General features: G+C 68.1%; 21 protein-coding genes. 10 read left to right on the plus strand and 11 right to left on the minus strand.

All coding sequences use genetic code 11. From position 1 onward, the window contains the following. Positions 1–239: 239 nt before the first annotated feature. The 6 genes from J4709_RS51415 to J4709_RS51440 all read right to left on the minus strand — a co-directional run bounded on the left by J4709_RS51415 (position 240) and on the right by J4709_RS51440 (position 9,753). Positions 240–3,044, minus strand: coding sequence for a restriction endonuclease (locus tag J4709_RS51415; protein ID WP_208252845.1), 2,805 nt, complete (start codon positions 3,042–3,044; stop codon positions 240–242). Then, the gene (locus J4709_RS51420) at positions 3,028–5,007 is read right to left on the minus strand and encodes a site-specific DNA-methyltransferase (RefSeq protein WP_208252846.1); all 1,980 of its coding nucleotides are present in this window, start codon (positions 5,005–5,007) and stop codon (positions 3,028–3,030) included. The genes J4709_RS51415 and J4709_RS51420 overlap by 17 nt, the downstream gene beginning before the upstream one ends. A gap of 266 nt (positions 5,008–5,273) precedes the next feature. Beyond that, positions 5,274–5,684, minus strand: coding sequence for a hypothetical protein (locus J4709_RS51425; RefSeq protein ID WP_208252847.1), 411 nt, complete (start codon positions 5,682–5,684; stop codon positions 5,274–5,276). A gap of 115 nt (positions 5,685–5,799) precedes the next feature. Next, a complete protein-coding gene (locus tag J4709_RS51430; RefSeq protein ID WP_208252848.1) occupies positions 5,800–7,704 on the minus strand; it encodes a recombinase family protein in 1,905 nt (634 codons plus the stop codon). Positions 7,705–7,834: 130 nt separating this feature from the next. Next, a complete protein-coding gene (locus J4709_RS51435; RefSeq protein WP_232385377.1) occupies positions 7,835–8,857 on the minus strand; it encodes a TRM11 family SAM-dependent methyltransferase in 1,023 nt (340 codons plus the stop codon). Beyond that, positions 8,854–9,753: a DNA methyltransferase gene (locus J4709_RS51440; protein WP_208252849.1), complete on the minus strand. Its 900-nt coding sequence runs from the start codon at positions 9,751–9,753 to the stop codon at positions 8,854–8,856. Before J4709_RS51440 ends, J4709_RS51435 begins: the two co-directional genes overlap by 4 nt. A gap of 569 nt (positions 9,754–10,322) precedes the next feature. Between J4709_RS51440 and J4709_RS51445 the strand changes: the two genes are divergently transcribed. The 10 genes from J4709_RS51445 (at position 10,323) to J4709_RS51490 (ending at position 21,966) form a co-directional block, all read left to right on the plus strand. Next, the gene (locus tag J4709_RS51445) at positions 10,323–11,216 is read left to right on the plus strand and encodes a hypothetical protein (RefSeq protein WP_208252850.1); all 894 of its coding nucleotides are present in this window, start codon (positions 10,323–10,325) and stop codon (positions 11,214–11,216) included. A 223-nt stretch (positions 11,217–11,439) separates the two neighbouring features. Continuing rightward, positions 11,440–11,862 carry a pilin gene (locus tag J4709_RS51450; RefSeq protein ID WP_208252851.1) on the plus strand — a complete coding sequence of 141 codons (423 nt, stop codon included), beginning with the start codon at positions 11,440–11,442 and terminating at the stop codon, positions 11,860–11,862. Between the two features lie 17 nt (positions 11,863–11,879). Beyond that, positions 11,880–13,583, plus strand: a complete 1,704-nt coding sequence (locus J4709_RS51455; RefSeq protein WP_208252852.1) for a TrbL/VirB6 family protein — start codon at positions 11,880–11,882, stop codon at positions 13,581–13,583. Next, entirely contained in the window at positions 13,580–14,563 is a 984-nt protein-coding gene (locus J4709_RS51460) for a PrgI family protein (protein WP_208252853.1), read from the plus strand. Before J4709_RS51455 ends, J4709_RS51460 begins: the two co-directional genes overlap by 4 nt. Continuing rightward, positions 14,560–14,991: a hypothetical protein gene (locus J4709_RS51465; protein WP_208252854.1), complete on the plus strand. Its 432-nt coding sequence runs from the start codon at positions 14,560–14,562 to the stop codon at positions 14,989–14,991. The genes J4709_RS51460 and J4709_RS51465 overlap by 4 nt, the downstream gene beginning before the upstream one ends. Further along, positions 14,988–16,817 (plus strand): VirB4 family type IV secretion system protein, encoded by a 1,830-nt coding sequence (locus J4709_RS51470; protein ID WP_232385378.1) that lies wholly within the window; start codon positions 14,988–14,990, stop codon positions 16,815–16,817. Before J4709_RS51465 ends, J4709_RS51470 begins: the two co-directional genes overlap by 4 nt. Continuing rightward, positions 16,814–19,261 carry a type IV secretory system conjugative DNA transfer family protein gene (locus tag J4709_RS51475; RefSeq protein WP_208252855.1) on the plus strand — a complete coding sequence of 816 codons (2,448 nt, stop codon included), beginning with the start codon at positions 16,814–16,816 and terminating at the stop codon, positions 19,259–19,261. The genes J4709_RS51470 and J4709_RS51475 overlap by 4 nt, the downstream gene beginning before the upstream one ends. After that, on the plus strand, positions 19,258–20,181 hold the full coding sequence (locus tag J4709_RS51480; RefSeq protein ID WP_208252856.1) for a replication-relaxation family protein: 924 nt from the start codon (positions 19,258–19,260) through the stop codon (positions 20,179–20,181). The genes J4709_RS51475 and J4709_RS51480 overlap by 4 nt, the downstream gene beginning before the upstream one ends. Continuing rightward, positions 20,172–21,149 (plus strand): C40 family peptidase, encoded by a 978-nt coding sequence (locus tag J4709_RS51485; protein ID WP_232385379.1) that lies wholly within the window; start codon positions 20,172–20,174, stop codon positions 21,147–21,149. The genes J4709_RS51480 and J4709_RS51485 overlap by 10 nt, the downstream gene beginning before the upstream one ends. Before the next feature lie 319 nt (positions 21,150–21,468). Beyond that, complete coding sequence (locus J4709_RS51490) at positions 21,469–21,966, plus strand: hypothetical protein (protein WP_208252857.1); 498 nt, start codon at positions 21,469–21,471, stop codon at positions 21,964–21,966. 283 nt (positions 21,967–22,249) lie between these two features. Here the strand turns inward: J4709_RS51490 and J4709_RS51495 are convergent, their stop codons facing one another. The 5 genes from J4709_RS51495 to J4709_RS51515 form a co-directional block, all read right to left on the minus strand. Next, on the minus strand, positions 22,250–22,639 hold the full coding sequence (locus tag J4709_RS51495) for a ParB N-terminal domain-containing protein (protein ID WP_208252858.1): 390 nt from the start codon (positions 22,637–22,639) through the stop codon (positions 22,250–22,252). 106 nt (positions 22,640–22,745) lie between these two features. Continuing rightward, positions 22,746–23,756, minus strand: a complete 1,011-nt coding sequence (locus J4709_RS51500) for a helix-turn-helix domain-containing protein (protein ID WP_208252859.1) — start codon at positions 23,754–23,756, stop codon at positions 22,746–22,748. A 685-nt stretch (positions 23,757–24,441) separates the two neighbouring features. Continuing rightward, entirely contained in the window at positions 24,442–24,873 is a 432-nt protein-coding gene (locus tag J4709_RS51505) for an ATP-binding protein (protein ID WP_208252860.1), read from the minus strand. A 344-nt stretch (positions 24,874–25,217) separates the two neighbouring features. Further along, on the minus strand, positions 25,218–26,006 hold the full coding sequence (locus tag J4709_RS51510; protein WP_208252861.1) for a phosphotransferase: 789 nt from the start codon (positions 26,004–26,006) through the stop codon (positions 25,218–25,220). After that, on the minus strand, positions 26,003–26,312 hold a 310-nt coding region (locus J4709_RS51515), incomplete at its 5' end, for a hypothetical protein (RefSeq protein ID WP_208252862.1). The genes J4709_RS51510 and J4709_RS51515, both read right to left, overlap by 4 nt.

Here is a 26,312-nt window from a genome sequence, read left to right on the forward strand (position 1 = left end):
ACCAGCACAGCCACCCGACCCGGCCCACCGCAACACCCCGAACCTACGCCGTCGAACCGGGAAGCCCCGGCACGAAGCCCACAACCATTGCCGTACCCGCAAGCCAACTCACGGCCATAGGACGCCAGCCCCGGTCGGCCCCGAGTGCCGCCGCCGCTTCCCCCAACGACCCCACTCGCCAAGCCGCCTGCGCAATAGCCGTCCGAAACTACTTCAGCAGATGACCTATCTGGCTCACTTTACCCCTGCGCGATGTCGTCAACCGTATCCCCTATCAAGAGACCGTGGGTGTCTGTGGTGTGCTCGTAACTGATAGCCCCTTCGGGCCCTACGGCGAAGTGGCGTCTGGCGAAGCGAATGCGCATAGCCTCGTCCCACTCAAGGTCAGCCAAGTTACGAGTGCCCTTCGTTTCACGGACTAGGTAGAGTCGGTGCAAGCCATCCTCGTCATAGACGATTGCCCAGTCAGGCGAATACTCGCCCACGGGAGTTCGAACCTTGAATCGGCGCGGGAGTTTAGCGAAGAGCTTGACATGCTCCCGATCGTTCTCCAGCTGCGCAGCGAAGGCGCGTTCGACGTGGCTGTCGTAGTCGACGTGATCGAAGAGGTTTACGCCATCGTCCGGAGCGGGCGCTACGCCGCTCTGGGGGTCTGGGTTGCCGGGCATTGGCTGAGGCGGATTCTTGGACTCGACCTCGAGGAACACCACCTCGGCGTCCCACCAACTCTCCTCATCCATCGGCTCGTATGTGATGCCCTGCACCATCTGCCCGATGGTCTCGATGCGGATGGCGCCAGCGACAATGCGCGCCCAACGATCAGGGTCATCGAGAACGTGCTGAGCGTAGTCTTTGCGCGAGTTGGTCAGGATCGCTCGAACGATGCTGGCGATAGTGGGGCGGGTGAGCTGGAGCGGGAACTTGCCGTACTGCAGCTGGTCCTCGATGAGCTGCACGACGTCTGGGAGCTGCTGCCCGGCGATCACAATGCGTTCGCCTCGAGACTCGGCCACGGCTGCGTCAGCTGTGATGACTTGCCCTGTGTCGTCGTATATCAGGTCGGCGGTCTGCACCACGTTGGCCCGCCGCTCGATGAACGCCAAATCCTCCAGATGTTCGGATGCGGCGACAGCGGTAACAAGCGTGTTCGGAGCGATTGAAACGCGGTAGCGAGCTTTGTAGCGGATTCGCTTCCAGAGCTCAGCGAACTCAGGACTATTGAAGAGGGCCGGGCGTCGACGAACAATCACCTCAGTATCGGCATTCTCGAGTTCCGGTCCAGGCTCGCCGTCACCATCAGCGCTGCCACTGGCGACGTATTCGGCGTTAAGGCCATCCCGGAACTCAGTGAACGACTCGTCGACGATCAGGGTTAGCCGGTTCATCGAAGGGTCCATGATACGTCGGCCGGTCTGGTCGACCGGTAGACGCAACCCACGGCCGATCTGCTGGCGCCGCTCCAACTCGGAACGGGTGTGGCGCAAGAAACCGACCTGAAAAACATTCGGATTGTCCCACCCCTCTTTCAAAGCGGAGTGAGAGAAGATAAATGCACGCGGGTTGGCGCGATCAAGAATTAGTTCCTTGTTCGCAATGATCTCCCGGTAAGCCCGCGCCTCGTACTCGGCGTCAGTCGCACGCCCCGCAGTATCCTTCAAAATTCCCGTCTTAGTCGACGGGAAATAGGCCACGCGAAGCTCGCCCGGCTCCGTCATATCCTCAATGGCATTGCCTGCGCGCAGCCACTCCTCGCGATACAGCTCATCGAACATCCCCGGCAGTGGCGCATCTGCACCCGCATAGTCAGCGACATGCTCGACAAAGAACAGCGACAACACCTTTACGTCGCGCCCCATCGTGTCGATCTGTCGTTGGCGCGTCAGGTGCTGACGGATCGTGTGCCGGATCTGGTCACGCCACACCGCCAAGTGATCCACACCGGTCTCCTGGCCAACCTTGACTGTCAGACCATTTTCGAACACGATTCGATCAGGCTTGCGCTCCATGCTCTCGATAACTAGGCCGCGGTACTGCGGAAGACCGCCAGACTCTTCGAACAGATCTGTCCCATTCTGCAGCACCACCGTGCCGCGCCGCGCACCGTCAGCAGTCGCATGGTCGATGACCGCCTCACCCATGAGACGCCTACGAACGCTGCGCAGTTTGTCCAGCCGCACGTACGGCTTGCCGTCCTCGCCGGCGACAATGCCCTTCACGGAGACACGCTTGACCAGGCCAGCCTCGGATGCCTGCTTCGGGCCGAGCCTATGCACCAAGTTGAAGGGCTCCTTGTGCGTGGCGCTGTACCGCAACGCCACTAGCGGGTTCAGCGTCGCAATAGCCTGACGACGCAGCGGCGTGGCCATGTTCTGCGGCTCATCGATAAGAACGACCGGACGGGTCTTTGCGATTTGCTGAACACCGGTCAAGTCATCTCCCCACAGCTGGGGCTGCTCGGCGCTGGCATACAAAGTGTTGGTCTCCGGCTTGTCCAACGACTGCACACTAGCAACCAAGAACTGGACCGTGCTGGACGGCTCGGCAAAGTCACTCAACGCAGAGTTCTCCCCGAGCACACCCCAGGTGTACGGCACGTTCGAATACTTTGCCCGAAAGTGCTCCTCTGTCTGCTCGAATGTCTTCACCACACCAGCACGGATCGCAATCGAGTGCACGAGAATGACGAACTTGCGTAGCCCGTACTGCTCCGCCAGACGCAATGCCGTAGAGATGTACACATACGTCTTGCCGGTGCCGGTCTCCATCTCGACGGAAAAGTTCGGAAACGATTGTTCCATCCCCAGCAGATCCGTCTCAGACAGCAACTGCAGCTCACGCTGTACCGTGACCGACTCTCGCGCGGTTACCGCGGCAAGGTTGTCCGCCAGGATCTCTCGTTCGAGCCAGAAGTCGGCATGCCCTTCCGCGCCAGGCGCCTGCCCGGCAAGCGCATCGCGCGGAGGCACGAGCGCGCCCTCAAACAGGTCGACCACCGCGGACACGGCGGCCGACTGATGCGGCTGGTCATCAAAGCGAAACTTCACGAGGCACCCGCTCCAGCAGAATCAACTTTGACTGCAGCCGCGGCGCAAGAGTAAGCGTGACCGAGTCCTCGACCTTGTCACCACGGAGGATCAGCGTGTCGTCACCGCTCACGTTCAGCGCGTCCGCCGCGGCGAGAGTGAATGCCTCGAGAGACACCAGGAGACGTCCACCCTTATCGTCATCTTTCGACGGAACGAATTCGTATACTGTGACACCGTCGACATTATGCGTAACCAGCCGGGAATCCAGCCTCGTCCCGGTCGCTTTAAGGGCCACCTCCCATGCCACGTTGATCGGATTCGCACCATCAACGACCGGGGCACCTTCCGTGTGGTCAAGCACCTGTGCCAGGTACGTTGGCCCCGTAAGCTCAGGAGTTGCCACGATCGGCTTCTCGACGATCAGGTTCGTCGGGCGCGCACGGAAGATCCGGAAGCCGAGGTCGGGTGTCTCGCGCGTGTCTTCCGGCAGCGCCTTGGCCACACGTCGTAGTCGTTCCGCCGTAATCTCAAAGATCGTCTCGTATCCCGCCTCAAGCGCGTTCTTGCCTGATGCCTCAGATGCATCAGGCGCCTCGGGCGCCTGAACAAGGATCCACTGCCGAGTCTTACCGTCCTTCGGATTCTGCTCCCACACAGCGTGACCGGTCGATCCGGAGCCAGCGAAGAAGTCGAGGATTAGATCGCCATCGTCTGTGATGGCGTGGAACAGGCGAGCGAGCACGTCGGTGCTCTTTGGGTCATCAAAGACCTTAGCTCCCATAATCTTGTTGAGCGCCCCGGACGCGGCACGTCGGTCGCGATAGAAGACAGAGGCAGGAGCCCATTCTTCATGCTCTGTCAGATATCGCTTGACCTGAATCCGCTTGTCCTTCGAATTCGGATACAATAGGCGCCCCTCAGCGTCAAGACGCTCCATTGCAGCGAACTCATATCGCCAGCCATTCTTTGGTACCGCATAGCCCTTCCAATCGAAGATCAAGTTCGGGCGCGGATTCGGACTGGCGATATCTCCAGGGAAGAAGACACCTCGTTCGTCAATCGTATTGTAATGCGCGTGGGCCTTCGAAGGGTCCTCATCAGGGAGCGACTTGTACCAGTCACGGAGCGCCACCGTCATGGCCTCGTAGTCGTCGCCATGTTCAGCGCACAGCTCGTCAAACTTTGCGTAGATTGACTCCAAGCCCACCTTGCGCTCCCGCCACCGAACGTCATTGGCTCTCAGGTAGGCGCGATCACGCGCATAGACGAGCAAGTAGTCTTGGCCGCCGCCGGTCAGTTTGGCGTCACCCTTTCGAGCCCCACGCCAAGTCATCATGTCGACGAAATTCTCAGCGCCGAAAACGGCGTCGAGCAGGAGGCGTAGATGGTGCACTTCATTGTTGTCGATCGATACTAGGATGACTCCATCGCGGCGCAGCAAATGACGAGCGAGCGCGAGGCGCGGAAACATCGTTGTCAGCCAGGGCGCGTGCTTGCGCCCGCCGGTCTCGATCCGACTCGTGGTCGCGTTACCCTGCTCGTCGACCTGACCGGTCTCCTCAAGGTACTGGCGCTCGGGTACAGCGAAGTCGTCGTTGTAGGTGAAGGTGTCACCAGTGTTGTACGGCGGGTCAATGTAGATCAACTTGACCGCCCGTGAGTACCCGTTCTTCAGAAGCTTGAGCACCTGCAGGTTGTCGCCCTCGATCAGAACATCGCGTGCTATCGCCCAGTCCAACGAGGCATCCTCGTCAGGCACCAGGGTTGCCGTCGTTGCCACGCGAGCGTCCTGCCGGGCTCGCTCGATACCAGGCCAGGTGAATGAGAAGGCCGGTTCGTTGCCGTCGCCCAAGCCGAGCGCAGCAAGCAGGGCGTCACGATCAAGCTCGCCGTCGCGGAAGGCGCTCGGAACGAGATCACGGAGCTGCGTGAGCAACTCGTCATGCTGGTCCGAGGTCTGGCCAGGCACCGAGGATGTCATCGGGCAACCTCCTGACGCCGGCCGCCACAGTTACGCGCTGTTGCACCGGAGGCGTGCCCCAACCGGTTCAGGAGCGTTGTCATTCTGTGGTTCTTCTCCTCCATGCCGACGACGCCTCGCGTCTCGTTCAGTTCGCCGCTCTACGCTACCGTTGGTGGTCGGCTCTTGGGGTCGATCCTGCACACACGTGTGGCGGCCACAGTGATCGCTTGCACGGATCAAGACGCTGATCAGGCGGCTGTTCCACGCAAGCTGCGCCTTCGGCATTAGACCGTGGGAACACCCCGCTCGTAGCGCCTAACCTCGACGATGCGCCCATCCGGCAGCGTCCTCTTGGACGGGGCTACCGTGTGCCTCACGGGAGATTTGCGTTTCGGGGCCTCGAACACGGGGAGCTTGGGCAACCGCTCGGAAGCGTCGCAGTCTGCGGCTGCTTTGGTCGCTTCCTGTGCCTCGACGAACCTGATGGCCACGCTGATCACCCCGGTGAGCAGCGCGCCGCCGAGGAGAATCTTCGCCTTGTTCCTCTTGACCAGGCTCTTCACGGTCTCTGTAGCGGAGGGGGTGTCCCCATCGTCCATGGACGTCTCGGCAGCGGAGGCGGTGTCGCCATCGTCCGTGGCGGAGGTACTCTCGCCGTCTTCCGACGGCTTCTCGCTGGGCGTGAAGGTGTCCACTCGCAGAGATGTACCAGACCCGGCCCTCAGCTGTCAGACGACCAACCGACATCGCACACTGGTGTACCAGCCACACAGTAACTCGGTCATGGGGTGGTGAAGCGGGACGGGATGGTTAGGCGGGCGCCGGGGGCGGGTCGAGCCGGTCGGTGGGCCTCCCCGTAGGGGGTACCACGCGCATGGCTGCAAGATCATCATCCGGCCCATCGCCGTCCCCCATGATCGCCGCATTCGCGGCCCGTAGTTGCGTGTCCGCCGTTTCGGGCGTGATCGTGACCTGAACCTCGACCTGGTTGCCCTGCTTGTCATGCCGCATCTGGACGGCGAACGCGTCCAACAGGCGCCGCAGCGTCGGCTCGGGTAGCAGGTCGAGGTCGACTGTCCCGGTCGGGCAGTGGTCCAGCAGCTCGGGACACGGCGCCACCGGCGTCGCGTCCCGTAGTTCGCGCAGCGTGGTCTGTTTGGCCTCCAGATCCGCGCCGAGGCGTGTGGTGCGTTCGTTGATGGAGTTGACGAAGACGGGCGTGGGGTCGTCGGCGGCCTCCAAAGAGTCGAGGACGCGTTCCTTGCGGCGCTTCAACTCCGCGATCTGTCGCTCGACCGTCACCAGGCGTTCCCGGTGTTCGTGGAGATGGGTGTCATCGATCCGGGCGAGCAGAGTGCGCAGGCGTTCACGGCGGTGGGGTCCGAAGACCTCCCGGTTGAAGAACTCGGTCAGGCCCGCCATGAGCGGCTCCTCCCGAACCCAGATGCTCGCCGGGTGCCCTTCCGGACGGTAGGCACGAGCGGGACGGCAGATGTAGTAGATCCGACCCCGGCTTTCCTTACCGAACATCCGGCGCCCGCACAGTCCGCAGGTCATGTAGGAGCGGAGCGCGTAGGAGCGACGGGTATCGGTGTGCGCGGTGTTGGGCCCCGGGCGGCTGCGTGAACCCTCCCGGTCACGGGCGACCTTCTGGGCGTCAGTGAAGGTTTCGACGCTCACCAGGTCAGGATGGGTGGGTACGCTGGACCAGATCCACGCCTCGGGAGGGTTGTTTCGGCCCCCGGCCGAGGTGGTGGCCTTGCGGTTCCACACCATGTAGCCGGTGTACTTGGGATTGGTCAGCACCTCCCGGACCGAGGAATAGGTCCACTTGCCCACACTGCGGTGCTTCGCGGTGGCGACCGGCGGCGGGTACCGATCCAGATCGCAGTTGAGCCGGTCGGCGATGGCCTGATAGCCGAGACGCTCAGTGACGCGGGTCTCGAAAATTGTCTGCACGACCGGGCCGCGCGCCGGATCGGGAACCAGGACATGCTTGGTGGCGCCCTGCTCGCGGCGGGCGGCGACCGGGTGAGGGAGCTTGTGCGCCAGATATCCGTACGGAGGCCGTCCGACGTTGAAGCCTTGCTCGGTGTGGACTTCGAACCCGCCCCAGGCCTTCTCCAGCATCTCCAGGACGTACCACTCGGCCACGCCCTGCTTCACCCGTCGCGTGAGCACCTGGGAGGAGCGTTTCCCGTTCAGGGTGATCGGTTCGTCGGACGCCCACAGCGGGATGCCGACCTTCTCCAGGGTGTTCTCGATCTGGGTGCCGACATAGGTTCGCCGCGCGATCCGGTCGACCGACTCGCAGATCACCGCGTCAAACCGCCGATCGGCCTGGGCCGCTTCCGACAGCAGGTCTTGAATGCCGCCGTCGCGCGGAACCGGAATGTTGAACCGCTCGTGCCCGCGTCCGAACCCGCGGGCGGCGAGGTCCTTGCGTCCGGACTCGATGTCGTAGAAGTGCGCGACGATCACCGCGCGTCCCGGAAGGGACGTGTGCAGGGCGGTCTGGCTGTTGGCGAGTTGGCGCGGAAGCGACAGTGTCGGGTCCTGCTTGTCTTCGGTCGAGGTCCGGCCCGCGAACGCGACCTTGAGCGGACCGTCCAGCCGAAATCCTCCGCCGGGTCCGGTCAGTCCTGCGGATCGGCTGCTGTGGGTTCCTCGGGTGAAGACGTCGAGCGGGATCGGGCTGCGTGTCTGGTCCGCCATTGCAGTACCTCCTTGATCGCCAGTGCCTGGGCCCGAGTGAGTTGCTTCTGGACCGGCGGAGGGGCAATGACCATCCGCCAGACCAACTCGGGCGCCTCACTCTCTTCTCGGGTGCGCTTGTCCGGACCGCTCACGGATGCCCTTGTCGCCGGGCGGTGGTGACGGTGGGGTAGGCGGTCGGCCGGTTCGGGTACGACGGCACACCTCCGCCGTGAAGATCAAGCCCAGCTACCTCGTTCGGTGAAGCCACCGTCCGGGTTCGGGCCTGGAACACCAGCAGGTCCTCATGGGCCGTGGCGAGGGCCGGGATGCCGTTGTCGCGGAGGCGGCGGGCCTCGATCATCTGGAAGAACGAGGCGCGGGTGACGATCCGTCCGTCACGGAGTCCGCACAGCAGGGCGGCGAACCTGTCGACCAGGATCAGGCCGTTGTCTTCGGCGGTGGTGATGACCTGGCCCGGCAGGTCGACGAGTTCGCCGGCGACGCGGAAGGGGCGGACGGTGACCGCGATGACTCCGCCGGGGCGCAGGAGGGCTGCACATCCAGCGAGGATCTGCCCGAACCCGGTGACGAGTTCGGCGGTCGGACGGTGGGCGAGGTTGCGGCGGTCGGTGGAGTAGCGGTTGTGGGACTTGTCGATCTTTCTGCCGCCGTTGTCTCGACCGGTTCGCACCTGCCCATGGGTAGTCGCTCCGTAGGGAGGCGAGGTCACCACGAGTGCGGCAGTGTCCGTCCGCTCGGCGAGAGCGGTGGCGATGTTGCGAGCGTCGCCGTGCACGACCTGCCCGGTGCCGGTCGCTCCTTGGGTGCGAGCGTGGCGGAGGTTGCCGGCGGCCATCTCCGCGAAGCGCGCCTCGTACTCCATGCCGGCGGCGTCGCGTCCCTGGTGGACGGCTTCGACCAGGGTGGTGCCGATGCCGCACATCGGGTCGACAATCAGGTCGCCGGGCTCGGTGTAGGTGGCGATGACCTGGGCGGCGATCGCGGGAAGCATCTTGGCCGGGTGCGCCATCGACTCGGGCGTGTAACGGCCCTTGCGCTGGAGACGCGAGGGCCGCTGGCCGGTGAGCAGCACGGAGGTGAACACACGGCTGTTCACGCCGGTGTTCATGTTCACGCCCGTGTTCATGCCGGTGTTCATGTTCGTGTTCATCGGGCGCCTCCCTGGCCGTTGCCGGGCCGAGTCAGCAGGCAGACGTCGGCGTGGACACGGGCGGCCGGCGGCAGGGCACGAGAGCGGATGTCGCGAAGTTGCCCGAGGTCGCCGGGGCCGGCCTGGACGAGGAGGGTGTCTCCTTCGACCGGGACACGGACGGCGATGACGTGCTGGCTGTAGCGGAACCCGGCGGTACGGGCCTGCCGGATGATCGCCGGTGCCGGGTCGACGAGCCGTCCACGGTGGTGGCGGGCGGTGGTGACGACCGCCAGATGTCCGCCCGGCCGCAGCAGGCGGAACGCGGCGGGCAGGAACGAGCGGGCTTGGAAGGCGCTGTCGGTCAGCACGTCGGACAGGCAGGCCGGGCACCCGCCACGGGCTTGACCGGTTCTCGTCGCGGTGGCGCCGGGCGTCGGCGGTGCCGCGATCACCAGGGAGACCTGGCCGAGGTGGTCGGCGATACCGCGGTGCATCTGGTCGGCGCGGCAAGGACGCATCTTCACCCGTTCGAGGTGTTCGAGCGGCAGTACGGCGCGGAGTTGGGTGCCGATGTGGCGGGCGAGCGGGAAGTGCGGGACGCAGGCGATGGCCCGCCGGTCGAGGTGCGCGGCGGCATGGAGGGTGGCGTTGTTGGCGGTGAACGCCTCGGCGACCAGGTCTCCCTCCTGGGTCGTGGTGGTGATGAGGTGGCGGGCCAGCGCGGTGCTGATGCTCGCGCGGTGCCGGTCGCAGGTACGGACCCGTGCGGCACGGTGCACCGGTCCTTGACGCTGTTGGCCGTCGTGGCGGAAGGGCTGGTCGGTGGTGTCGTCGGGGCAGAGCCAGACGGTCAGTGGCAGGAACTGCCGCGCGGGAATCGCCGGTGTCGGCTTGGGCTGGTCGGTGTCGGTCATGCTGGGTGACCCGTGATGGTCGCCCGGTCCCCTGTCACTAAGTAAGAGACCCGTCGCGTGCGGACCTTGGACAACCGGCGTCTTCGGCGAACCGCTGGACGGGGTCGCAGCCGGTGGGGTGCACCGCCGCCTGGATCGGCCGGCGGTCTCCCGTGAACGCGGTAGATGGAAAAGGGAAAGCCCCTGAACACTCGCCGGCGTGTGAACAGGCCGCAGAGAGGTCGAGGAACAAAAGGGAGCGATCCGGGCGGTGGAGGGGTACCGCAAGAGGGCGGCGAAGGGTTTTGATCTTCCTTTCCCCGTTCACCCGCCGGCCTGGCGTCCATGCAGGTCAGAGGCATTTCGCGCACTTGCCGATCTTTGACCGGGCGAATCCGCCTCTCCTGTACTCACGGTCCGCGCATCGCGTCCATGCAGGTCACAGCGCTTTTCAGCAGATCATGAACAGATTGGGTGCCGGCTCGGCTGTGTGTCCACGCCGAGGGACGGCCGAGAAGTGTCCATGATCTGTCCATGGCGTCTGTGGAGATGTCGGTGTCCGATCCGGAACCGATCTCTCGGGGGTCTTCATGCACACCGCCAGCCTCATCACCGCCGCCGCCGTCCGACCGACCAGCGGCCCGGCCCTTGGCAAGGCGTCGCGTTCACGCGGCCGCACCGACAACGCCGACCGCCGGTGCGACCGCCGCACCGCGCTGGAGACCGCGCACGCGCTGAACGCCGCAGAGCGCAGCTTCGCCGCGCTGGTGCAGGGGCCGGCGCCGTTGACGGTGGACGGCGCCGCGCTCGGGCACGGGCTGCCCGCCCGCCCGATCGATCTGCTGGAACTGCGGGCGATCCTGCTGCACCCGGCGACCTCCTGCGACACCCGCGACCATGTGTGGAGGGACCTGGTCACGCGGGCCCGCCGCCACGGCGCCGACTGGATCATCGGATGCGTGGGCGTCGCACTGCCGGGGTTGAAGGCGGTCGTACGTGACCGGCTCGTCTACCTGGACAGCGACTCCGAGGTCGGTACCGCGCGGGTCGCCGGGGACCTGGTGACCGCGTTCTTCCACGCGCTGCTGCGCGCGGATCTGAACCGGCCGAAGGTCGCGCAGCGGCTGCTGTCGCAGTCGGCCCAGAACGTGGTGCGCACCTACCGGCCCAAGGTGCGGACGGTGCCGGTCGACCCGTACACCATGGCCGAACTGGACCCGTCGGCCGCCTCGGCCGGCGGGCACCCGGAGATGCTGCTGGACTCGGCGGTGCGCCAGGGCGTCATCACGGCGCACGACGCCGAGATCATCGCGGTGACCCGGCTGGACAAGGTGCCCCCGGCGGAGCTGGCCGAACGCCTGGGCACCTCCTACGAGGCACTGATGAAGCGCCGTCGCCGCGCCGAGATGCGGCTGGTCGAGGCGGTGAAGGACAACGGGCTGCGCGACGACATCGAGTACCTGATGTCCACAACCGGGGCCTGAGGGGTCCCTTCCTTGTTGAGAGGAACCGCAGGGGCGAGGACAAGGTCGCGGGCCGGATGTTCACCCGGTCCCCACCGTCCGACCATCCGCCGAGTGCCCTTGAAGGAGGACACCCGCACGGCCCCGGCCCCGTCTTCGCCCCGCGGTTTCCCTCACCACCCGCAGCGCGCCGTTCCCGCGCCCGCTGCTTCCGCCGCATCGTGCTCGTGCTTGGAGGGCTCTGGTGAGCATCCGCCCCTTGTCCGATCTCGTTCCGTCCCGCTTGCCGCGTTGTCGGCTCCGTGTGAGCCGGGCGCGTCTGGCCGTCGCCGTCCTGATCGGTTGCGCCGGTCTGCTGCTGTCGTACTCGGTGGTCGTGGTCACGGTCACCTCGGTCGCGCAGGCCAGTGCAGAACCGGCCATGCTGGCCGGCAACGCGCGGCTCGATCAGGTGATCGGCAATCTCCGCAACGTCATCGTCGGGCTGCTGGTCGCGCTGGCCACGCTGTTCGCCACGATCGGCGGTGTCCGCTACCTGCTGGCCGGGGGTGATCCCAGCGAGGCCGAGGCGGGAAAGCGCACCCTGCGCAACGCCGCGATCGGATACGGAATCGCGGCTCTGGCGCCGGTGCTAGTGCAGATCCTCCAGTACATCGTCGGGTCCTGAACGTGCGCGCCTTCCCTGTGAAGGGCTCGCGCTGGCTGGTCCTGCTCGGTGTCATGGCACTCACCGGGGTCTGCGTGCTGAGCGTGGCGTCACGCGCCGACGTGGCTGAGCCTCCGCCGAGGCCGTCGCCCGCACCGGTGCCGAGCACCACCCCGCCTGCGACGCCGTCCGTGGTCCCGACCACGACGCCGTCCATCTCGCCGAGTGGCACCGACACCGGCGACGGTGACGGGATCTCGACCGGAGGGGACGGCAAGGACGAGTGCGGCTGGATCGATGTCGGGTGCAAGACCAAGCAGGCCATCACCGGCTGGTTCCAGGCACTGGCCAGCGGGGCCCTGAAGCCGGTGATGGGCACGCTGGCCGCGACGCAGTTCTCCACGCCCGAGATCGGGTCGGGGCCGATGAAGCGGGCCGAGCAGATCTGGGGCACCGCGCTGGCGATCGCCGACACCTGCTTCGTGCTGCTGGTGACGCTCGCCGGCGTGATGCTGATGGCCGGACAGACCTTCGCGGGCGAAACCTCGCCCGGCCAGGCCATCAGGCGCATGGTGCTCGCCTTCCTCGCGATGAACACCAGCCTGATCTGGATCGGCTACGGCATCCAGTTCGCCAACGGGCTGGCTACCGCGATCCTGATGAACGGCACCGACAAGATCGACCCGGATCAGGCCGGACGAGTGCTGGCCGAAGGCATCGAAGCCTCCATCAACACCGGCGGCGCCTTCTACACGATCGTCTCGCTGATCATCGTGGTGCTGGCGACGATCCTGCTGTTCGGGTACGTGATGCGCCTGGCGATCATCATGGTCCTGGTCGGCCTGGCACCGGTCGCGCTGATGTTCCACGCCCTCGCGCTCACCGACGGCTTGGCGCGGCTGTGGTGGCGCGGGATCTCCGGCACGTTGGCGATCCAGGTCTGCCAGTCGTTCGTGTTCATCACCGCACTGCAACTGCTGCTGTCGCAGCACGGCGACAACAACCACTTCTTCATCGGTGTCCCGACCGAGCGGGCCGAACTGATCGACCTGCTGCTGGTCATCGCGCTTCTGTACATGCTGATCCGCATTCCGCGGTGGGTCGCGCGGACGGTGTGGCAGTCCGCGCAGCCGCGCACGCTCCAGCGACTCGTCAAAACCCTGCTGGTCTACAAGGTGTTCGGCGCCGTCAACAACGCGGCCGGACGAGTGCTGCGGGGCACCAAGACCCCGCATGCCGCTGCGGGCGGCACGAGGACCGGCCGCCCTGGCCCCGGTGGTGGGGGACATCGGAACCGTCGTCCCCACGGCGGCCCGCACGGCGGTCCCCACGGCGGCGGCCCCAACAGCCCGAACGGACCGAGCGGCGGGCCCGGCCCGCAACCCGATCGCGGTAGCGCGCACGGCGCCCGGCCCCACGAACGACGCGGTCCCGACCGCAGGCACCGTCCCCGCCCCACACCCGACCCCACGCCACGCACCGGGCCCCGCAACGCGCCGTTCCCGGCCGGACGCACGCACACCGGTAGATCGCCGCGTCCTGACCACAGCGCGGCCCCACAGGCCCGGACAGCACGCCGCCCCGCCCCGCAGGACGGCCCCACCCGGCCACACCCGCGCATCCCGGCACCGACGCCCACCCGGCCCTATCGGCGCGCTGAGAACCCGCGCCGTCCGACGCCGCGCCGTTTCGTGCGGCTCGATCCACCGCGCCAAAGCCGCTACGGCAGGAGAAACCGTTGAACGACGACTACGAGCCACTGTCGGCCCGCATCCCCGCCGACATCGAGCAACCCGACAAGATCATGTACGGGCTCACCGCCCGCCAACTCGCCATCCTCGGCACCACCGCCCTGGTGACGGTCACGGTCTTCACGGCCGTCGCGCCCATCCTGCCCGTCCCCATCGTCGCCGGGCTCTGCTTTCCGCTGGTGGCGGCCGGATGCTCGATGGCACTCGGCCGCCGCGACGGCATGGGCCTGGACCGGTTCGCCCTCGCCGCCCTCGACCACCTGCGCCGCCGCCGAACCCTGGTCGCCGCACCCGAAGGCGTCTCGGCGCCTCCGGCATGGTGCCGGGTACGCGGCACACTGCCCGGGCCACTGCGGTTCCCGGTCCGCGCCATCCGCCAAGACGGCGTCATGGACCTGGACGGCGGCGCAACCGCCGCACTCGTCCGAGCCGGAACCATCTCCCTGGGGCTGCGCACCGCCACCGAACAGGCCGCGCTCGTGGGGTTCTTCGGACGGTGGCTCAACTCACTGGAATCCCCAGCGCAGATCGTCGTCCAGGCACGCCCCGTCGACCTCTCCGAACTCACCGACCGGGTAGCCGAGGCCGCCGCCGACCTTCCGCATCCAGCATTGCGGCAAGCCGCCGAAGGCCACGCCGCCTACCTCGACGAGCTGGGCGCCTCCCGCAACCTGCTGACACGCGAGGTGCTGATCATCCTGCGCGACCAGCCCATGCCCGCCACACCAGGCGCCGGACGAAGGGGCCGGGGGCGGGCACGCGAGGCCGGCGCCGCGATCGTCGCACGCCGCGCCATCGACACCGTCCGCACCCTGACCGGCTTCGGGCTCAGCGCCCAGGCCCTGGACGCAGACGAATGCGTCCGCGTGCTTTCCGAAGCGCTTTCGCCCAACGACACACGCCCCGTCCCGTCCGCCGACCTCAACCAGCCCATCACCGTCCACGACACGACCGAGGAGCCCCAGCCATGACGCGATTCCACCGCCGCCCCCAGCACAATTCGACCGACCCGACCGACCTGGTCGCCGGGCTCCGCATGGGCGCCCAAGGATTCTGCGGCGAAATCGCCGCGGTCGAGCTGCTGATCGCACACCGCTCCTGGCTCACCCGCGACGACTTCCTCGAACGCTTCATCCACACCGGGCCCGTTCCGTTGGACAGCGTCGAGCCCGCCTTGGCGTGGGTGAGGTGGACCGCCGCCGCCACCGCCTTCGATTCGGGACGGCTGGCGTGCTCGTCCGGGGAGGCCGCCGTCCTGGACATCGCCATCGCCCTGGCGACCGGCCGCCGGTTCCCCACCTCCGCGCTGAGCAGTCTCGACCGCGACAACTTCGCCAAGGTCCTCACCGCGATCGTCCGCGCGGGCGGCCACAAGAACGTCCAAGTGGAGATCCGATGACCACAACGCATCGTTCACCACTTCGCGCGGTCTTCTCGCTGATGGCCGGCGCCGCGCCGACTTCCGCCCAAGGCGGCGACGCCCAGGAAGCCACCACCGATCTGGGTAACCTGCTCGCGCCGTCCGCGCTGCGCATCAACGCCTCGTCCTTGGAACTGCCCGAGGGCTGTTGCGCGTCGTTCGCGATCGCCGGATATCCGCGCGAGGTCGGTGCAGGCTGGCTGGAGCCGCTGCTCACCTACCCCGGCCGCCTCGACGTCGCCCTGCACATCGAGCCGATCCCGCCGATAGTGGCCGCGCAACGCCTGCGTCGACAATTGGCGCGGCTGGAGTCCAGCGCCCGCGCCAACGCCGAGGCCGGCCGGTTGGCCGACTTCAACGTCGAGGCCGCCGCCGACGACGCCGCCGAGCTGGCCGCCTCACTCGCCAGAGGGCACGGCCGCCTCTTCCGAGTCGGCCTCTACCTCACCGTCCACGCCCTCGACGCCGAAGAACTGGACACCGAGGTTCAGCAGGTGCGGGGCCTGGCCGGGTCGCTGCTGCTCGATGCCCAGCCCACCACGTTCCGCGCCTTGCAGGGATGGACGACCACGCTGCCGCTCGGCGTCGATGCGATCCGGCAGCGCCGGACCTTCGACACCCAGGCGTTGGCCGCCTCGTTCCCGTTCGCCTCACCCGACCTGAACGCCCCCGCCGGATCCACCGGCGTGCTCTACGGGGTGAACGTCGCCAGCTCCGGAGTGGTCGTCTGGGACCGGTTCGCCCAGGACAACCACAACTCCGTCGTCCTAGCCCGCTCAGGCGCGGGAAAAAGCTACTTCACCAAACTCGAAGCCCTCCGCCTGCTGTATCACGGGGTCGAGGTGTCGGTGATCGACCCCGAAGACGAGTACCGGGCCTTGGCCGAGACCACCGGCGGCACCCACCTCGCGCTCGGCGCCAAGGGAGTCGCGTTCAACCCGTTCGACCTGCCCACAGGCCAGGGCGACGACACCCTGATCCGCCGCGCCCTGTTCACCCAGACCCTCGTCGCCGCCATGCTCGGCGAACCCCTGAAACCGTCCGCCCGACCCGTCCTCGACCGCGCCATCTTGGCCGCCTACGCCGCCAAAGGCATCAACATCGACCCCGCCACCTGGACACGCCCCGCACCGCTACTGGCCGACCTGGTCGAACAACTCGCCATCAGCTCCCACCCCGACGGCGTGGAGATCGCCGACCACCTCGCCCCCTACGCCGCCGGGTCCTACAAGGAACTGTTCGCGCAAGCCACCACGACCCGGCCCGACGGGCACCTGGTCGTATTCTCACTGCGCGACCTGCCCGAAGAGGTCAAGTCCGTCGGGGTACTGCTGGCGCTGGACGCGATCTGGCGCAAGGTCGCCAACCCCACCGACCGCCGCCCCCGTCTCGTCATCGTCGACGAGGCGTGGATGCTGATGAACCAAGCCGAAGGCGCCCGCTTCCTCTACCGCCTCGCCAAGTCCGCCCGCAAGCACTGGGCCGGGCTCACCGTCGTCACCCAAGACGCCGCCGACCTACTCGCCTCCGACCTCGGCCGCGCCGTCGTCGCCAACTCCGCGACCCAGATCCTGCTCCGCCAAGCACCCCAAGCCATCACCGCCGTCGGCGACGCGTTCGGCCTCTCCGAAGGCGAACGCGCATATCTGCTGTCCGCGGAAAGGGGCGAGGGCCTCTTGTGCGGCGGAAATGCCGGCGATCGGGCAGCCTTCGCCGCCATCTCCTCACCCGAAGAACACCAGGTCATCACAACGAACCCCGCCGAGCTGCTCGACCACCACGACGGAGAGGGCGACCCGCTGTGACCGAACTCAACGACGTCCCACACTGGACCCACATCTTCGACCAGGCCGGACAGATCCCCGCGCTCGTCGCACACTACGGCCCGACCACCGCTGTCACCGCAGGAGCGGCCACCGTCGCCTACCGGGCGGTGTCCGCGCTGGTACGGCACTGGCAGAACCGGCGGTTCGGCCACGACGCGCGCGTGATCACGGTGTCGGTGCCGCCGCAGGTCGACCCGGCCAGCGCGCCCGCCTGGTGGGCCCACCAGGCGGGCCTGCTCGCCCCCGCGTGGAAGCGTTGGCTCTTCGGCCAGCCGCACCTTGCGTTCGAATACGTCGCCGACGCCTCCGGAGTCCACTTCCAGATCTGGGTGCCCGGGACGGTACCGCCCGGCATGGTCGAGGAGACGATCCGAGCCGCCTGGCCGGGCGCCACCACCACAACCCAACCGGCCGCACCTCCCATCCCCTTGGACACGGCAACAGCCGGGGGCCGTCTCGCGCTGTCTCGAGTGGACTCACACCCGCTCAAGACCGACCACCACACCGACCCGATCCGCTCTCTCCTCGGCGCGATGTCGGGGCTCTGTGCAGACCAGTACGCCGCCGTCCAGATCCTTGCCCGCCCGGTCACCGGCCGTCGTCTCGCCCGTGCTCACCGCGTCGCCTCGCAACTCAAGGGCGGGAACCCGGCCTCGTCACGGGGGTTCTTCTTCGACCTACTCACGCCCGGCCTCCGCACCGGCGGCCCGCAATCTGGCACCGTCCAGGCCAGTGCGCACCCCGAGCGCGCCGAGCAGGTCCGCGCGATCCTGGCCAAGGCGACGCAACCGCGCTTCGAAGTCGACATCCGGTACGCCGTGGGATCGTCCAACACCGAACACGCGAGAAAATGGCGGCGCGGACGCGCTCACGCCATCGCCTCAATCGCCGCGCTCTACGCCTCCGGCCACCAGCACCTCCGCCGCCGCAGACTCCACCACCCCGCTGCAGCCTTGGACGATCGGCAACTCGGACGCGGCTACCTGCTCGGCGCCGCGGAGTTGGCCGCGCTCGCGCACCTGCCCCTGGACGCCGACGCGCCCGCCATCACCCGCGCGGGCGCCCGACCGGTGCCACCATCACCCGACGTCCCCGCCGGTCCAGACGCCGTCAACGGCCCCGTACGGCTGCTGGGTGACGCCGACGCCGGTCACCGGCGCCCGGTCGCGGTCCCGGTCGTCGGCGGGCGCCAGCACCTGCACGTCCTGGGCCAGACCGGCGTCGGCAAATCAACCCTGCTCGCCTCCCTGGTGCTGGCCGACGCCCACGACGGCCGCGGCGCCCTGGTCATCGACCCCAAAGGCGACCTCATCGCCGACGTCCTCGACCGGCTGCCCGCCCGCATGGCAGGCCGGACGGTCGTGTTCGACCCCTCCGACCCGGCGCCACCGCCCTCGGTCGGCATCCTGTCCGGCCCCGACCCGGCGTTCGCCGTCGACTCGGTCGTCTCCATCTTCCACCGCTGCTTCCGCTCCTCCTGGGGCCCACGCCTGGACGACCTGCTCCGCTCGGCCTGCCTGAGCCTCATGCACGCCCACGGCCCCCGCGCCACCCTCGCCCAAATCCCGCAACTGCTCACCGACACCGCCTTCCGCGCCCGCGTCGTCAGCCATCTGAAAGACGACCTGTTGCAAGGGTTCTGGGCCGGCTACGACGAGTTGTCACCCGCGGGCCGCGCGGCCGCGATCGGTCCGGTGATGAACAAGCTCCGCGCCGTCCTGCTCCGCCCGTTCGTCCACCAAGCCCTCTCGGCCACCGGTTCCACCGTCGACCTGGCCCGCCATCTCGACCACGGCGGCCTGGTCCTGGCCCGCCTACCCAAAGGCGTCCTCGGCGAGGACGCCGCCCGCCTCCTGGGATCCCTCCTGCTCGCGCACACCTGGCAAGGGATCACCCGCCGCGCCGATCTACCCGAGAACGAACGCCCGGACTCGGCCGCCTATATCGACGAGTGCCACAACTTTCTCAACCTGCCCGGCTCGGTCTCCGACATCCTCGCCGAAGCCCGCGGCTACCGGCTCTCCCTCGTCCTGGCCCACCAACACCTCTCGCAGTTGCCCAAGGACCTGCGCGACGCCGTCTCCGCCGACGCCCGCAACAAGATCTACTTCGCCGCCTCACCCGAAGACGCCACCGACCTCGCTCGCCACGCCGGCCCCGTCCTGTCCGCACACGACCTCGCCCACCTCGGCGCCTACCAAGCCGCCGCACGCCTGGTCACCGCCGGCCAACCCACCGGGGCCTTCACCTTCCGCACCCGCCCACTCCGCGACCCGATCCCCGGCCGCGCCGACCACATCCGCGCCGCATCACGCCAACGCTTCACACCACGCACCCTCGCCACCAAGCCCGCCACCGCAACGGCGGAGGCGCTCGACCCGCGCGCCCAACACCTCAGCACCCAGGAGGACCAGCCGCAGTGAAGCAGGTCATCCGCCACCGCCGAGCACCCGCCACACCCCGACGCGCCGCACCCGACTTGTTCCTCGAGCTGCGCAGCCGCCTCACCGACCGCGACCGCGCCATCCTGAATATCGTCTGGGAACACCGCGTCCTGACCACGCACCAGATAGCGGCGATCTTCTTCACCACACCCGGCAAGGCTCGCGACCGCCTCCTGCAACTGTTCCGTCTTAAGGCCCTCGAACGCTTCCAACCCTGGGTTCCCGTCGGAGCCGCGCCCTACCACTGGGTCCTCGGCCCGCTCGGCGCGCAGTGCCTTGCCGCGCACCGCGACACCACCCTGGCCGAACTCGGCTACCGCCGCGCCACCGCCCTGCAGATCAGCCACTCCCGCCACCTGGCCCACCAGGTCGGCGTCAACGAGTTCTTCACCCAACTCCACACCCACGCCCGCCGCGCTTCCGGCGCCCACCTCGACACGTGGTGGCCCGAGCGCCGCTGCACCCAACTGTGGGGCGACCTCGTCCGCCCTGACGCCTACGGCCGATGGACCGAGACCGGCCCCCCACACCAGGAGCCGACGGCGGTCGACTTCTTCCTCGAACACGACACCGGCAGCGTCACCCTCGCCAAGGTCGCCGCCAAGATCAACGGCTACGACGCCCTCGCCGAGGCAACCGGCATCACCACACCCGTCCTGTTCTGGCTCCCCAGCGCCCGCCGCGAAACCAATCTCCGCGCCCTGCTGGGAACACCACCGGTCCCCGTCGCCACCGCCGTCCACACACCCGCCAACGACCCCGACAGCAGCCCCGCCGGGCCCGTGTGGCTTCCGGCCGGACAGGACGGCCCCCGCCGCCGCCTGGCCGAACTGGCGACCACACCAGCGCCCGCATCCGAGGCCCGTACCGACAGCACGGAGGACGCCGGTTGCCGATAGTCGCGCTCCTGGTCGCCCTCGTCGTCCTGGTGGCCGTCCTCATCGGTGCCGTCACGGGCTCGACGCCCCAACCCGATGCCTGCGAGTCACAGGTCGACGGCCCGCCGGTCGCCGGAATCCCCGCCACCTACCTCGCCCTCTACCGCAAAGCCGCAGCCGACTACCGCATCCCCTGGGAGATCCTCGCCGCCATCGGATCCATCGAGTCCGACCACGGCCGCTCCCACGGGGCCGGCATCCACTCCGGCGAGAACAGCGCGGGCGCCGCAGGCCCCATGCAGTTCCTATCCGGCACCTGGAAAACGTACGGCGTCGACGGCAACCACGACGGCAAGAAGAACCGCTACGACCCCGCAGACGCCATCCCCGCCGCCGCCAGCTACCTCCGCCACAACGGCGCACCACCCAAGATGCGCGCCGCCCTGTTCGCCTACAACCACAGCAACACCTACGTCCACAACGTCCTCAACCGCGCCCAGGCCTACAAGATCGGTTCCACCACCAGCGCATCACCCGCGCCGACCCCGGCCGCCGAGTGCGCCGAGGCCGCCGCGATCACCGCACCGAACGCCACCATCGCGAAGATCATCGCCTTCGCCATGGCGCAACGCGGCAAGCCCTACGTCTTCGGCGCCGCCGGCCCCAACGCCTGGGACTGCTCCAGCCTCGTCCAAGCCGCCTACGCCGCAGCCGGCCTCACCATCCCACGCACCACCTTCGCCCAATGGCCCTACGGCGTCCACGTCCCCAACGACCACGCCCAACCCGGCGACCTCGTCTTCTTCAACTCCGGCCCCGGCACCTCCACCACCACACCAGGCCACGTCGGCCTCGTCATCGGACACGGCCAAATGATCGCCGCCCGCTGCTCCACCTGCCACCCAGCCATCGGCGTCGAGACCTACCACCGCCCCGACTGGATCGGCACCACCCGCCCCCTCCTCCGCCTGGCAAGCACTTCCAATTGAGATCAGCCCTCCCTGGGGATGGCCACCAACCTTGAAATACCCACGTGATCAAGTACGCGGCTCGAGAGAGCCCGAGTCCGGGCGAGGCAGCCGCCACCTTTCCACCCGGCCTTCTCATGAGCAGGGCCGTCGCCCTGACGATCTCGCCGCCGCGCCGAGAAGGTTCGCCCACCGGGAACACAGCGGCGAGCACACGACGACCTTGCCCTTGACGCACGAGGTGGCGGTCAATGACGCCCCGGTTCCGCCCGGGACCGGACCACCGGCACACGGGGGGCACCCCGCCCCCGCACCGCCCAGCCGAAAGGAACACCAACCCATGGCGCACACCGACCGCCCTCACAACACCCAGAAGAAGACACCAACCGCGCCCGACAACCTCGCCCGAGAAGTCGCACGGCTGGTCGAACCGCTGGCCCAGGCCAGCCTGATCAACCCGGACGACGCCGAGGTCACCCTCGACCTGCACCTCGGACAGATCGGCATCCTGCCCTTCCGAGCCGGCCTGACGCCCGACTACCGGGCCTGGTCCGGAAGCCTCACCTGGGCCGCACTCATCCTCTATCCCCACACCCCACACCCCGTGCCATTCCCCATCGCCGAGGAACGCCTCGCCCGCGACGCCGCCAACGCCAAGGCGTACGCCTTCCACGCGTCACTCTTCACCACCCAGGCGTGGCGCGAAGGCGGCACGTTCCAGCTCGTCGACTACATCGGCCCAAACGACCTGGGCGTCTTCTGGATCAACCTCGCCGACGCGTCCGCACGCGAAGACCTTGAGCCCCACCGCATCCCTCTCACCGACACGGCCAGCTGAACAAGAAGAGAACAAACCCGGACACGGGGCGGGAAACCACCAGGTTCCCCGCCCCGTTACCCGTTGCTCTTCGGCCCGCACCGCGCACGGGGCCCGCACCGCGCACGGGGCCCGCACCGCGCACGGGGCCCGCACCGCGCACGGGGCCCGCACCGCGCACGGGGCCCGCACCGCGCACGGGGCCCGCACCGCGCACGGGGCCCGCACCGCGCACGGGGCCGGGTGGCGTTCCGCCTACCCGGCCCCTTAGCGCACGTGACGCGCTGTGCGCTGTCCTGTCGGTTTACCAGCGGCGTTTGATGCCGCCGCCCATGAGGCGGCACGCGCGCTCGTCGTCGGCGCTCAGGATGATGAGCGGCAGTTCGGTGACGCCGGTCTGTTGGGCCTTGTGGATCCGGTGCCATCCGTCGATCACGATCGGCGTCCCCACATCGGGCAGCGGGACGGCCAGCAGCGGACGGGACAGATCCACCGTTCGCGCGTAGTCGGGATCGATGCGGATGAGCGGGCCGAGCGCGCCGATCTGAGACACGTTCGCGTGCGTGACCGGGCAGCGCGCGGCCGCCCTTGCGGCGCGCGCGACGTCCCATGCCCATCCGAGTAGGACGAACACCTGGTCGTAGGGGTCGTGTTCTGTGTCGTGCGAGGTCGTGCCGGTCGCGTCACCGGACATGTAGCGTCTCCTTCGTCATGACTGCCTGATCGCGTTGGGTGGGGTCGTGAGACCCCGTGTCATGACGGGGCGGACGGGGCCGCTACCCGTCCGCCCCGCCCCTGCGTCACGCGTCCGCGCGCGCCGTGTCGCCGGTGTCCGTGCCGGTGGCGGCCGTGGTGACCGCCTGGAAGCGGCGCGGGCGCTCACACGTCAGGACCGCCTCGCCGCGCGCGACGAGGGTGTCGAGGGCATTGGCCACGGCGCCGGACGACCGGTCGAGCACCTTCGCGACCTCGCCGGGCGTGAATTCCAGCTCGGGGAACGCGTTCAGGTGCCGGGCGACCAGGGGCCGCAGCGGCGTCGGCGCGCCCCGGTCAACGGTCGCGCGCGGCGTCCGCGTTCCCGTGCCCGTGCGGCCGGTGGTGCGGGTGGTCCGGCGGACGCTACCGGCGTAGCGCGCGATGTCCTCCATGCCGCGCGTGACCTGCTCGTCGTCGTCCGCCGCGATCGCGGCCAGGGTGGTGGCGACCGTGCTCAGCAGGTCGGTGAGGATCACGCGGGCGGTTTCGCGCTGCTCGGCCTTGCGCAGTTCGGCGTCGACCCGCGCGCGCCGTTCGGCCTCCTCTTCCTGAGCCTTGCGCAGGGACTCGGCCGCCGCCGCCCGCCGGTCTGCCTCCTCCGCCAAGACCTGCATCGCCGTCGCCAGGGTGTCCGGTGAGATGACACCCGCCCGCGTGCCGGTGTCCGTGCCGGTGGCGGCGTCCGGCGCCGTCGGCGCGTCGGTGGCCGTGTCGTCCGTCGGAGCGGCCGGAGTGACGTCATCGGCCCCGGTGTCGGCCGTGGGCGCCGTGACGGCGACCGGGGCCCACACGTCCGGCGTGCGGCCCCGCCCGGTGCCCGCACCGGGCGCCCGGACGGCGCGCCCGGCCTCCTCGAGCGCCGTCAGCGCTTTGGTCACGGTCGCGCGGCTGGTGCCGGACGCCTCGGCCAGCGCCGACACCGTCACACCGTCCGGCGCGGCGTTCAGCGCGTCCCACACGGCCCCGGCCGCCCCGGCCGGGCGCCCGTCCGCCGTGCCGTCCGCCGTCGCGGTGGTGGCCGTGTCAGCGGTCGCGGTGGTGTTGGTGTTCGCCATTGTTTCTGCCTCCCGAATGGCGGCCGGTGCGGCGGGAATTTCCCGCCCGGCGCCGTCCGCCATGACGACCATTTCTCGACGTCACGGCGAATGCAACACGGAGCGCCGACAAATTGTGTCGCCCGAACGGCTGGAGAGGCTTACCTCAGTAAACCAAAATTTAATGACCGGGCCGGCGTCTGAGGGAACGCTACGGGAGGTCGGCGCGAACCTTCATGAGCCATGCCATCGAACTCGCGCGTTCCGGCCTTGCTTTGAGATGCAGGGAAGGCGCGGCCCCGCGCGGCACATCTTCTTCATCGCATCAGCCGGAAACCAGCACGGCCCGGCACTTATGCCGCTTTGGCATGTGACGCGATTTGAATATTTAGAACCTTTCGGAGGCAAGCACGATTACTTTCCCCGCGAGCGGCCACACTCCTTACCTCTTCCTCTGAAGGAGGAATCCGGGTGCGTCGCCACCCCGCCCGAAGACGGGCTGACCTGCGTCAACACCATCCGGAGGCGGGGGTGCCCATAGACGACCCCCCGGTTACTCCCCCGATCGCGCCCCCGGCCGCCCCGGCTACAACAGCTCCCAGACGCGGCAAGGCCCCGCCCGCACCTGGTGAAGCTGCGGACGGGGCCTGCGCCTGCCCCTACCCTGAGGTTGGGACCAGCCTGCTACGGACAGGCTGGTCCCGCCCTACGCGACCGACGTGGCCAGCGGCGGGTCCTCGTACGGCTTGTCGATGCAGATCAGGTCCGCCCAGACGGTGTGCCCCTCGATCGGGCTTCCGTGAACACCGAGCATCGCGGCCATCTGGGAAACCGCCCGCAGGCCCCGCCCGCCCTCACTCTCGACCGGCCCGTTGAGCGGGTCGTGCCTCACCGTCGGGTAGCCGCCACCGCCGAGGTCGCTGACACCGACGTACGCGAGTCCGCCAAGCACCAGCTCGACGGTGAACCGGCCACCGTGCTGGCCCGAGCGGGTGTGCCGCACCGAGTTGGTGGCCAGCTCGGTCACCACGAAGCCCACCTCCGCGGCGATCGAGGTCTCGGCGAACAGGAACATGGCGAACTGCCGCGCCAGCGGGATCTGGTCGGCCCGTCCCGGAAAGACACGCCGCCACGACATGGAAGCACCCATCACCGAGGCCGCAGGTTCGAGATTGAATCTCGCCATTCCTTGAATCCTCCTGACCGGCCGCCCCGTCGCCGCATTCCCATTAGCGGCGAATCAGCGTGGCGAACCGGCCACCATCGAGGAACACCTCGCACCACATTGTCAAGCCCCGAAACTAGCACACCAGATGCAGACGCGCTTCCAGGCGACGTATGCACTTTCTCGAATCGGGCTTTGTTGAATCGACATAGGCCACGAGCTCAGGAGGCGGAGATACCCACTTACAACGCTTCTTCCATACTGTGACGGCATTCTCTCCACTGACCGTCAGGCGCACCAGGTCTCCCCGGGAACTGTCACAGCGCGGTCCATATCTCATTGGCCTGATGCGTCGGTGAGCCCCGATGCCAGCCGTGGCGGTAGCCGTGGCGTCCGAGGTATGGGCTGGTGAGGATGTGGTGAACTTCCGTCCACTGCATCAACTTCTGCCATGCGACGGCAGGCAATGGGGTCGGTGAAGCGGCGAGGGCGTGGTTGTAGACCGCGAGGGCGGCGGCGATCGTCGCTGGCAGCAGAGGGCCGTGGGTCATGGCGAGGCTGACGACCAGCTTGGCAAGGTCGTACCCGAACGGTGCGAGGGTGAGGCAGTCGTAGTCGACCATGGTGATCTGGGTGCCGGCGACCATGAGGTTGCGGAGGTTGGCATCGGTGTAGATGGCGGCGGGGGCGCCGGCGGCCGATTCGATGGCCTGGACGGCTTGTTCGGCTGTCAGGGCGGGCGCGGGAACGCTGCCTTTCTTGAGGAGGGTGCGGACTCGCTCTCGCCGTGGGGTGATGAAGTCCGGAATGGAGAAGCCGGCGCTGGTGCGGAAGGGCTTATCGAGGCTGGCTTGATGCAGTGTGTTGTGGTGCACCGCCTGGTGGAAGTGGCCCATGGCTTCGGCGATGAGGGGGAGGTCGCCCGGGTGAGCGTCGCGGCCTTGGACATAGTCAAACGACAGTTGGAGGGGCGTACTCCGGCGAAGTCGGGGAAGCCGCAGAGGGGTGCTGAGGGAGGCCATCTGCTCGGTGAGCCAACGGTGGTGCGCGGCGGCCCCCTGGCATGTTCGAGCGTCGGTATAGGTCTTGGTCCATGTGCTGGTCATGAAGGCCGCCGTTGGGCGAGGACGTAGGTGATGGTGGATGTGGTGGTCGTGGGTCCGTCGCCGTATTGGCGCCTGAGTGCGGCTGCTAATGCGGCGCCGTCGAGGTGTCCGAGTTGGTATTTGGGGACGGTGGTGAGGTAGTCGGCCAGGTGCTCGGCGTCGCGGAAGCGGAAGACGTGGAGGTCGTGGCGGACCTTGATCACGTTCATCGAGGCGGCGGTCAGCGCGGGAAGGTCTGTGCCGCTGGCAGACGCGTAGAGGCTGGTGCGGCGGGTCGCGCCGGGGTCCAGGCCGGCGCGGGCGAGG

It is taken from the genome of Actinomadura violacea, assembly GCF_017573465.1.
Lineage (GTDB): Bacteria > Actinomycetota > Actinomycetes > Streptosporangiales > Streptosporangiaceae > Spirillospora > Spirillospora violacea.